Source organism: Algoriphagus lacus, from assembly GCF_003583985.1.
Classification (GTDB): domain Bacteria; phylum Bacteroidota; class Bacteroidia; order Cytophagales; family Cyclobacteriaceae; genus Algoriphagus; species Algoriphagus lacus.
Map to the genome: position 1 here is coordinate 133,075 of NZ_QXML01000010.1, position 11,217 is coordinate 144,291.

Here is an 11,217-nt window from a genome sequence, read left to right on the forward strand (position 1 = left end):
TGGGTTGATTAGGTTGGGCAATCGGGTGGGTTATTAGTTCAGTCCTGTGATTTCAAAGGCTTCAGGTAGATGGTCGCATTCCAAATAAGGAAGATTTTTGATTTCGAAATAGGGATGATCATGCTCCGGAAGAGGATCAAATTCTGTGAGTTTACCAAGGAAAGCAAAATCTTCAGAAAGGAAGCTTCGCTTTTTTCCATCGATTAAAACAGATTCAGTGGAAAATCCATGGAAATAGATTTTAAGTTTTTTGAATTCGCTGGGGTAATTTCCCTCAGACGCTTCAAACTTCAATGTTTCGGTTGATGGATTGTAGCTGATTTTCCGTTTCAAAAATTGTCCGGAAAGGTACTCCAATCCTTCTCCTGCATCTTCATAATGGAGGTATTCCGAACCTTGATGACCCTGATAAACATGGATTCTGAGAACTCCGTCATGGCTTCCTCCGGTGAATTCCACATCTGATTGCATGGTGAAAAGCTGTCCACCTTTTACATAGACCGGCAGGTAATTCAGCGGGCAGTCCTGATAAACAGCTTGATTTCCTTTGACTTTTTGGTCAGAAAAGAGGTAATACCATTCACCCTTGGGCAGGTATACTTTGGTGATTTCTTTTGTGCTTTCCACTGGGGCTACCAGGAAGGAATCGCAAAACAAGTATTGGTTTTGGAAAGCAGACAAATAAACATGCTGATCCGAGGAGTATTGCACAGCCAAACTTTCAGCCAAAGGAAGACCAGTTTGTGTGCTGGAGTAAAACTTACTGTAAAGGGTGGGCAATAATCTGTATCTCAGCTGCATATAATTTCGGCTGATCTCCTCCGTCTCTTCTCCAAAAGCCCAAGGCTCGGCATCGTTGCTGTTAATCATGGAATGCGCACGGTAGAAAGGTGCAAAGGCTCCGATGCTCATCCACCGTGCAAACAATGACTTGCTCGCCTCACCTGCAAACCCTCCCACATCGTATCCGGAGAAAGAGATTCCACTTAATCCCAGACTGTTGACCAGTCGAATTCCAGCGAGCATGTGTTCCTCGGAAGCGACGTTGTCACCTGTCCACGCAGCAGCATAGCGCTGAATTCCGGCAAATCCCGAACGGGTCAATACAAAAGGTCTTTTGTCCGGATTTTGAAAGGCAGATCCTTCCTGAGCACTTCTTGCCATCTGCATCCCATAGATATTTCGAGCTTTTCGATGGCTGGCTTTTTCACCTTCATATTCAAACTCGATCAGATTTGGTGTGAACTGACCCCAAGAAGCCGGCTCGTTCATGTCTGTCCAAAACCCATCCACACCGGCTTCGGTATAAAATGCCATTTTTTCGGCCCACCAAGATCTTGTCTCAGCTTTGGTAAAATCAGGAAAAGCGCACCATCCCGGCCACACCTGCGCTTCGTAGGTTTTTCCGTCCGGATATTTTACGAATAAGTCTTTTTCCAAGCCTTCTTCAAAAGGCAAATACCCTTTTTGAGTCTTGATTCCGGGATCCATGATGACGACTACTTTGAAGCCTTTTTCTTTTAATCTTGAAATCATGGCTTTGGGATCAGTAAACTTTTCCCCATCAAAGGTGAATACCTTGTACGCCTCCATGTGATGAATGTCCAGGTAAATCACGTCAGCTGGCATTTTCTTATCCCTGAATCCTTGTGCTACGGCATAGACTTCGGAATCCGGATAGTAGGAGTAGCGGCATTGCTGATACCCAAGAGCCCATTTCGGAGGCATTTGCATCCGTCCTGTAAGCCAGGTATAGGAAGAGATGATTCCAGCTAGGTTAGGTTGGTGGATGAAGTAATAATCCATATCTCCATCCTCAGCGCTGAAATAGATGAAGCGATTGGTGGAAGCACCAAAATTGAATACTGATTTGTGGGTGTTGTCAAAAAAGATTCCGTAAGCACCTTTATCATGGACTCCCATGTAAAAAGGAATGCTCATATAAAGCGGATCATCGCCCACTCCATAGGCGAAATAGTCAGTATTCCAGTTGGTATAGGCTTTTCCGAAACGATTGAGATTTCCCGTTTTCTCCCCCAAACCAATGAATTTTTCATCTTTTTGGACTTCCTTGTAAGCTGCCACTTCAGATCCAATCCAGGAAATGCCAAGCGAATCATCCGCATTGAGTAGATTTCCATCTAGGTCAAAGAATGAAAGCCTGAAAGCGTTTAAATCCAAGGTCATTTTTACCTGAGGCGTTGTAAGATGAACTTGTCCTTTTTCCTCGATCAGTTTGAATTCGACTTTTTCAGGTTGAACAATAACCGAGTAAGGATTGGACTCAAAATATTCAAACTTACTTGCCTGGACTCGTATAATTCCACCGTGGTAAATGGTAATCCTAAAGTTGGCTAGGTCGCTTTTTCCCTGCAATCCATTCGCCGTGGATTGCCATTCCTTAACTTCTCCAAAACCCTGATGACGGGAGGAATTGCGTGATAGTTTGGGAAACGAGGTCATGTGATTCATGGTTTTTTAATTGAAATTCCCACAGGGAGCCTCGCTAAATTAAAAACGAATCCTAAAATAAAAATTTGGCTTGAAGGCCTTTTGAAGCTGAAATAATACCATTCAAAAGTGAAAAGGGCCGTTTTTAGAAAAATTGGACCTATTCAATCGATTGCGATCGGATTCGAAAATAACTTGGAATTTTTTACTCTTTCGCTCACCGAACTGATGATTTTCTCACCAAAAGCTCTGTTTCTAAAACTACCGACGATTTGAAGTCATCCGGACTGACCTTTTTTTCAATCAAATCCAGAAGTATTTCGGTGGCTTTAGCCCCAATCCTGAATCCCGGCTGGGCAACGGAAGTGAGGCTTGGATCGATCATGGAACAGAATTGCCAGTTACTGAATCCCACAATTCCTACTTGTTCAGGGACCTTTAGACCAGCTGCTTTGCAGGCCAACATGGCACCGACTGCGGCCATATCATTATGGGCAAAAAATGCATCCGGTTTGACAGGGTACGTGTCAATGATTTCTGAGGCGATTTTTTGTGCTTCATCGTCCGTTCCCTTGGTGCATTCCACGATTAGGTTCGGATCGATGGATAATCCATGGTTGATGAGGGCATCTTGGTATCCACGCGCTCTTTCTTTGGAGATTTTCAGGTTGCTTGGACCGGAAAGGTGTACAATTTTCCTGTACCCCTGTTGAATCAAATGTTTGGTAGCTTCATAGGCTCCACTGTAATCATCCACGATCACATTGATGGATTCAGCGATTTCCGGTACTCGGTCGAAAAATACAATAGGGAATCCCTTGTCCAAAAGGTTGGAAAAGTGGTCAAAGTTGGTGGTTTCCTTGGAATAGCTGACTAAGACTCCATCGATTTGATTGGCAAGCATGGTGGCAATGCTTGTTTTTTCCCGGGCAAGTTTTTCATTGGTTTGGGTCAAGATAACATTGTAGCCTCTGGAGTTTGCCACTTCTTCAATACCGCTGATGACCGTAGAGAAAAAGAAATGCACCACCTCGGGAATGATCACTCCAATGGTGTAGGAGCGGCTTTTGCGAAGAGAAAGAGCGATGGCATTAGGGCGATAATTCATTTTATCTGCCAGTTCCTTCACTTTTCTTTTGGTCTCCAGGCTTATTCCGGGGTAGTCTTTTAGCGCCCTGGAAACTGTGGATGTGGAGACATTGAGTTCCTTGGCGATGTCTTTGATAGTGGCTTGTTCTAGCTTCATAAAAATTTAACTATTCCCAGAATTAAATATAAGAGGATTTAAATATCGCATTTAGACTCAGCGCAATCGAGTTTAGGTCAATTTTTTCAAAATATTGAAAAATAGGGGATTAACGGTCAAAAAATATTTTGATATGCAAACGTTGCCGCAATCGTCTGCATTAAATTTTTCTTTTTATGTCTGATGTCTCCTCTTGCATGATCCCAATTACGGGCCTATGTTTTCCAAAAAATGGTCAGAATCCTTCCAGATTTTCCCTTCGGATAGAACAATCGGTTTGATCTAACCAAGAAAAAATTTCACTATTTCAATAATTAAATATCAATTCAATCAAACTCAAAATCTATGAAAGTACTTCGACAACTTGGATGGGTGGCTGCGGTCATACCAGCACTCTTTGCATGTGACACCTATGACATGCCTCCGATCATTCCCCAGACCGGGTCTACCCTTTCCAGTCCAGCGGCAGGTTCAGCTATTGTTCTTGAAAAGGATGGAGCTGAGGAGGAGGTAATCGCCTTCACCGTAACTGCTGCAGATTTTGGAACTACCGGAACTGTCAAATATGAGCTTCAGATGGATTTGCCAGGAGCAAATTTCGCAGCACCAGTAAAGCTTGGTGAATCAGAGTCCAACATCATCGAGGTAAATGTTGCCGAATTCAACGAGGCTTTGTTGGCAAAAGGTCTTGCCTATGAAGTGGCCTCCAATGTGGAGTTCCGTGTAAAATCTACCATCAACATCGGCTTGTTTCCGCTCATTGGTGCAACAGCTACTTTGAAAGTGACTCCCTACGATGCAACAGTGGCATTTCCGGTGATGCATGTTCCAGGTGATTATCAGGGTTGGGATCCGACTAATGCCATGACTGTGCTTTATTCCGAAAATTTCGACAACAAATTCAAAGGACTTGTTCACATCATCGGTGGTTCCAGAGAGTTCAAATTGACCGAAGGTCCAAGCTGGGATGTCAATTACGGTGATACCGGTGCTGACAACAAACTGGATGCAGGAGGAGACAACATCAAAGTGGCAGCCGACGGTACTTATGAAATCAATGTGGACTTGGCTGCAAAAACCTATACCATCGGAGCAGTGAAAAGATGGGGAATTGTGGGTAGTGCAACTGCTGGTGGTTGGGATGCGGATACTCCAATGAACGCTTTTGACAAGGTGACAAATTCGTTGAAAATCACTACAAACCTAAAAGCAGGGGAATTCAAATTCAGAGCAAACAACAACTGGGATAACAATTACGGAGGAAGTAATGGTGAACTGACAGCCGGTGGAGCTAATATTGCAGTAGCTCAGGATGGTAATTACACCATTACCTTATATTTCGGACCTGAAGGAATTGCCACGTATACCCTCACAAAAAATTAAACCGGTTTTTCGGTTTTTGAATCAATAAATAGACTTAACCGGTCATTCGGAACTTCTTCCGATGACCGGTTAGTTCTTTAAAAATCCCCAAAATGCTCAAAAAACTACCCTTTTTCATTTTTCTAATTTCCGGACTTTTCCTTCTGCGGGAGGTCGATGCTCAGGTTACCACAGATCCTGCTGTTCCCAATGCAGGAGGGGCAGTCAAAATAATTTATGACGCGTCCAAGGGAACAACTGGCCTGAAGGATTGCAATTGCGATGTGTACATCCATATCGGTGCAGTGACTGGCGGACCCAGTTCCACTACTTGGACGATTGTGCCTTTCCAATGGGGCACCACCAACCCAGCTGCCAAAATGACCAAAGTCACAGGACAGGCAAATCTCTACACCTTTGAATTAACCCCAAACACCTTTTTCAACAATCCTAACAACCTGACCATTTACCGATTGGGGATGGTTTTTAGAAATGCAGACGGAAGCAAGGAGGGGAAGACCAGTACCAACACCGATTTTTTTGTTGACTTAGCACAAGGGTTTGATGTCGCTTTTACGGCACCTCAGGCTACAAGTTCAGTTTCGCTTGACCAGGGTGAGAGTTTTGAATTCAAAGCGGCCTCGTCAGAGGCTGCTGATTTGAGTTTTGAGCTGGACGGGGTCAAGGTAGCCGAAGCCCCAAACGCACAAGAAATTACTTACAACTTTACAGCAAGTACTTCGGGAAATTTTACCCTGACTGTCAAAGCAAAGAAAGGCACGCAGGAGGACTCGCAGTCGGTTAATATCCTTGTTTTTGCTCCTTCAGAAACAGCTCCTTTACCGGCAGGAGCAAAACTGGGCATCAATTACCTATCTGATTCTGAGGTGATTTTAGCACTTCAGGCTCCTGGAAAACGAATCGCCCATGTGATAGGAGATTTTACCGATTGGCAAGTTTTGCCTCAATTCCAAATGAAGAGGACACCGGACAAAGAAATTTTCTGGCTGAAAGTTTCAAACCTGGTTCCTAAACAAGAGTATATTTTTCAATACCTGGTGGACGGTGATATCCGGATTGGTGATCCCTATGCGGACAAAACCTCAGATCCATTCGGCGATCAGGAGATCATTACCCAAAACCGCTATCCTGGGCTCAAACCTTATCCTACGGGAAAAACGGAATTTCAGGCAACCTATCTTCAAACCGCTCAGGATTCCTATGCTTGGAAAAACCTTAGCTACACCAAGCCGAAACCCGAAGAATTGGTTGTTTATGAGCTTTTGGTTCGGGACTTTGACAATCGAAGAACATTCAATGCAGTAATTGAGCGTTTGGATTACCTGAAGGATTTGGGAATAAATGCCATCGAACTGATGCCAATAGGTGAATTTGAAGGCAATCTTTCCTGGGGTTATAATCCCTCATTTTTCTTTGCTCCGGACAAATATTACGGAACTAAAAATGATCTCAAGCGACTGATCGATGAAGCTCACGGTCGTGGGATTGTGGTAATTCTGGACATGGTCTTGAATCATGCTTTTGGTCAAAATCCAATGGTAAGGCTTTTCAATGATGGAGATTACGGATCACCTACCGAGGACAATCCCTGGTTCAACCGGGTTGCCAAACACCCTTTCAATGTGGGCTATGACTTTAACCACGAGAGTACCTACACCAAGGCTTTTGTGGATTCGGTCAACAATTACTGGCTTACCGAATATAAAGTTGACGGTTTCCGGTTTGACCTTTCAAAAGGTTTTACGCAAGTCAATTCCGGAAGTAATGTCAACACCTGGTCCCAATATGACCCATCAAGAATAAAAATCTGGAAACACATTTACGATCGGATCAAGGCTAATCATCCGGATGCTTATGTGATTTTGGAACATTTGGCAGCCAATGAGGAAGAAAAAGAATTGGCAGACTATGGAATGATGCTTTGGGGAAATATCAATTTTGATTTCCGGGAAATGGCAAAAGGCCAAAACAAGAATTTTGACTATGCCTATTACAAATCACGAGGATGGAATAAAAACGGACTGATCGCTTACCAAGAATCACATGACGAGGAGCGGGTGATGTGGGAAACGCTCAACTTCGGGGCGACTTCACCCATCAACCTGAAAAATCTTGAAAATGCCGTAAACCGAAACCAATTGTTGACGGCATTTTATATGGGAATCCCAGGCCCAAAAATGGTCTGGCAATTTGGGGAATTTGGCTACGACCAAGAGCTGAACAACGACCGATTGGCGATCAAACCAACCAAATGGGAATACTTGGATAATCCTCAGCGTGAGCGCCTATTCAAGCTCTACCAACAGATGATCAAATTAAAAAAGGAACATAAAGCCTTCAATACACCTGTAAAAGCAACCTTAAATCTAAGTGCGAGTGTCAAATCCATTCTTCTGGAGCATCCGGATATGGACGTGGTTATCCATGGGAACTTTACGCTGAGCACTGCAGGAAATGTGTCTGTTTCCTTTCCCAAATCCGGGAAGTGGTACAATTACTTTACAGGGGATGAAATTACCGTTTCAGGTACCACCTTGACTGTCAATTTCAGACCGAATGAATTTGTGATTTATACCAGCAAAAAACTGCCAGCTCCCGAAGATGGCATCTTGCAGGAGGATTTTGTGACTTCCATTCCGGAGGTCTTACCGGAAGGCAACTTCAAAGTGTATCCAGTACCGGCCTCATCAAGCCTCACCGTTGAGCTTCCCGGAGATATGATTCAGGCAAATTATAGGGTGGTGGATATGGCCGGAAGGGTGGTTTTCGATGGGCAAACTGATCGTGGAGAGCAGATTTTAGATTTTGATTTATCGGGAATTCAGGCAGGGATTTATATCTTTGAAGCTTTCGATACCAAGCGTGTACTTCATCAGCGCTTTATCAAAGAATAACCAAACCTAACTCAAACTATGAAATTTAAACCTGGAGTTAAATACGGGGAAGAACTCAGAGACCTTTATGCGTATGCAAAGGAGAATGAATTTGCTTATCCTGCAGTCAATGTGATTGGAACCAATTCAGTGAATGCTGTTTTGGAAACTGCCAAGAAAGTGAATTCCCCTGTGATCATTCAGTTTTCCAATGGAGGAGCTCAGTTTTTCGCCGGAAAAAGCCTTCCAAACGACAAGCAGCAGGCGAGTATTGCCGGGGGAATCTCCGGTGCACACCATGTACACCTAATGGCTGAAGCTTATGGAGTTCCTGTGATTTTGCACACCGATCACGCTGCTTTGAAGTTGTTGCCTTGGATTGACGGGTTGTTGGAAGCAGGTAAGGCCTATTATGCCACTCACAAGCGACCACTTTTCAGTTCTCACATGCTGGATCTTTCCGAAGAGCCACTTCATGAGAACGTGGAGATTTCTGCCAAGTACTTTACCGAATTCACCAAGCTGGATATGGCTATCGAGATCGAACTTGGGGTGACTGGTGGTGAAGAAGACGGCGTAGATAACTCCGATGTGGATTCTTCCAGATTGTACACGCAGCCATCCGAAGTTGCTTATGCTTATGAGCATCTGAAGAAAATCGGTGATCTGTTTACGATTGCTGCTTCTTTTGGTAATGTTCACGGTGTGTATAAGCCAGGCAACGTTAGCTTGAAGCCCATCATCCTTAAGAATTCCCAGGATTTCGTAAACCAAAAGTTCGGGACTAGTGGAAAGCCGTTGAATTTCGTATTCCATGGTGGTTCCGGTTCCTCTCTGGAGGAAATTCGCGAAGCAAACAGCTACGGTTCGATCAAAATGAACATCGATACCGATATGCAGTGGGCGATGTGGGAAGGCATCCTCAATTTCTACAAGAAAAACGAGGGGTATCTGCAAAGTCAGCTCGGAAACCCTGAAGGTCCGGACAGTCCAAACAAGAAATATTACGACCCACGCAACTGGTTGAGAAAGGGAGAGGAGAACTTCGTGAAGCGTCTCGAGCTCGCTTTTGACATGCTGAATGCAGTAGGTAGAAATTAAGCAGATTATCAGTTCTGAAATGAAAAGTCACTTTCGGGTGACTTTTTTTTTCACAAATGATTGGCAACTGAATCCATTTCCCAAATATTCTATGAAAAAATCCATTCTAACCACCTCCATTTTGGCACTTGCAGCTTTTTCTTCCTGTGAAAAAAAGGCGACTCCAGAAGTCAAAAACTACTGGCCTCAGGCCGGCGTGACTTATGAGATTTTTGTTCAATCCTTTTATGATTCCAATGGAGACAGCATTGGGGATTTCAACGGAGTCACCCAAAAGCTGGATTATGTGAAGGAGTTGGGCGCCAATGCGATCTGGTTTATGCCGATTATGCCTTCACCCACTTACCACAAGTATGATGTGACGGATTATAAGGCGGTTCACCCGGATTATGGCACCATGGAGGATTTCAAAAAGTTAATCGAGGAAGCTCACAAGCGGGACATCAAGATTGTGATCGACATGATCATCAATCACACCAGCAACGAGCATCCTTGGTTTTTGGAAGCGAAATCCGGTCGCGACAATCCGTATCGGGATTATTACGTCTGGGCCCAAAAAGACACGATTGCCGATTTCTTAAACAAGAAGACCATCACACTCGACTCGGACAACATCCGACAGTGGCACGATCCGGGGCAGGGAAAGGATTTTTACTATGGGTTTTTCTGGGGTGGAATGCCCGACCTAAACTTTGATAATCCAAAAGTCAGGGAAGAAATCTATGAGATCGGTCGGTTTTGGTTGGAAGAAGTAGGAGTGGATGGATTCAGATTGGATGCTGCCAAGCATATTTTTCCGGATGATCGACCTTTGGACAATCATGCATTTTGGAAGGAGTTTCGGGCCAAAATGGAAGCCATCAAACCCGATGTGTATCTGGTAGGAGAAGTCTACGACAAAAAGGAAATCGTTGCCCCATACTTACCGGGGTTACCGGCCTTGTTCAATTTTGACTTTCATTACACCCTCTTGGAGACGATGAATACCGAAAACGGAATGCTGTTGGCCAGGAAGCAAAAGGAAATTTTGGACTTTTATCAGGGAATCACGCCAAGCTTCATTGATGCTACTTTTTCCTCCAATCATGATCAGCCAAGAATTCTCAATGAACTGGGTTCCGACCCAGCCAAATACAAGCAGGCGATTTCAATTCTCCTGACCATGCCGGGAGCTCCGTATCTGTATTATGGGGAAGAGATCGGGATGCTCGGCCTCAAGCCGGATGAACACATCCGTGAGCCATTCCTTTGGGATGAAAAAAAGAAAGACAGCGGCCGAACCCAATGGATCAAACCCAAATACAGCAAGGACTCAACTGTAACCTCGCTTGAGGTCCAACGGAAGGATCCAAACAGCTATTTTAACCATTACAAAAACCTGATTACGCTACGCAATTCCTATCCAGCTTTGGCGATTGGTTCATTGGAACTTCCGGTTGAGGAGCTACCTTCGAGCGTGATGGCTTACTTCAGAAAGTCCGGTGAGCAGGAAATCTTTGTGGTCCACAATGTAGGCAAGGAGGAAGTTGAATTGGCTTTGCCTGATGGATTTGAAGAGGTAATTTTTTACTTGGGAGAAGGAAAAAACAGTTCCGGAACGCTTCAGCTCAAGGGTAATTCCAGTATGGTTTTCTTGAAGGATTGATCTATTTGGGAAAACAACAAGGCTAAAAATGCAAAAAGGATCCATTTCGGATCCCCTTCTGGGTGTAGAAAAGGGTTGATTGGGACTAGGTGTAGATTGCATCTACACCTTTTTATACAAACAAATTTGCAATTTGCTTATGATACTAGGGTTAAAGAAATATAGCCAATTGCAAATTGGTAAGGATATTAGGGTGGAATTGCAAATCCCACCCAGTCCCAACGTTGATTTGACTACACCCAGAGTGGAGACTACGCCTAGGGGGGGATACGGTGTCGTAGATTTAGGTACACAAATGTTCACCGGTACTTTCCTTACTGATAGAATAGGTAATTTTATAGATAAAAATTGATAATAATGTAATGAAAAAATTAATCTTAACTATTGATAGATATTATTTTTGGTTGAAATATTTATTTAAAGATGATGATCATATTGACAAGGTGTTGAACGGTGACATTGGAACCGAAATCCTGTTGAGTTCAGAGAAATTCTGGTTAAGAGGTCTTTGTTTTTAT

General features: G+C 43.8%; 6 protein-coding genes. 4 read left to right on the forward strand and 2 right to left on the reverse strand.

Translation table 11 applies throughout. The features are described 5' to 3' along the window. Positions 1-33: 33 nt before the first annotated feature. Together D0X99_RS17435 and D0X99_RS17440 are read right to left on the reverse strand one after the other, a co-directional pair. Complete coding sequence (locus D0X99_RS17435) at positions 34-2,463, reverse strand: glycoside hydrolase family 31 protein (RefSeq protein WP_119479140.1); 2,430 nt, start codon at positions 2,461-2,463, stop codon at positions 34-36. Positions 2,464-2,668: 205 nt separating this feature from the next. After that, positions 2,669-3,697 (reverse strand): LacI family DNA-binding transcriptional regulator, encoded by a 1,029-nt coding sequence (locus D0X99_RS17440; RefSeq protein WP_119479141.1) that lies wholly within the window; start codon positions 3,695-3,697, stop codon positions 2,669-2,671. 345 nt (positions 3,698-4,042) lie between these two features. Between D0X99_RS17440 and D0X99_RS17445 the strand changes: the two genes are divergently transcribed. The 4 genes from D0X99_RS17445 to D0X99_RS17460 all read left to right on the forward strand — a co-directional run bounded on the left by D0X99_RS17445 (position 4,043) and on the right by D0X99_RS17460 (position 10,699). Then, positions 4,043-5,080, forward strand: a complete 1,038-nt coding sequence (locus D0X99_RS17445) for a SusE domain-containing protein (protein WP_119479142.1) — start codon at positions 4,043-4,045, stop codon at positions 5,078-5,080. 92 nt (positions 5,081-5,172) lie between these two features. Beyond that, on the forward strand, positions 5,173-7,974 hold the full coding sequence (locus D0X99_RS17450) for an alpha-amylase family glycosyl hydrolase (RefSeq protein ID WP_119479143.1): 2,802 nt from the start codon (positions 5,173-5,175) through the stop codon (positions 7,972-7,974). Between the two features lie 18 nt (positions 7,975-7,992). Next, positions 7,993-9,054, forward strand: coding sequence for a class II fructose-bisphosphate aldolase (gene fbaA, locus D0X99_RS17455; protein ID WP_119479144.1), 1,062 nt, complete (start codon positions 7,993-7,995; stop codon positions 9,052-9,054). A 91-nt stretch (positions 9,055-9,145) separates the two neighbouring features. Next, the gene (locus tag D0X99_RS17460; RefSeq protein WP_119479154.1) at positions 9,146-10,699 is read left to right on the forward strand and encodes an alpha-amylase family glycosyl hydrolase; all 1,554 of its coding nucleotides are present in this window, start codon (positions 9,146-9,148) and stop codon (positions 10,697-10,699) included. Positions 10,700-11,217 lie beyond the last annotated feature (518 nt).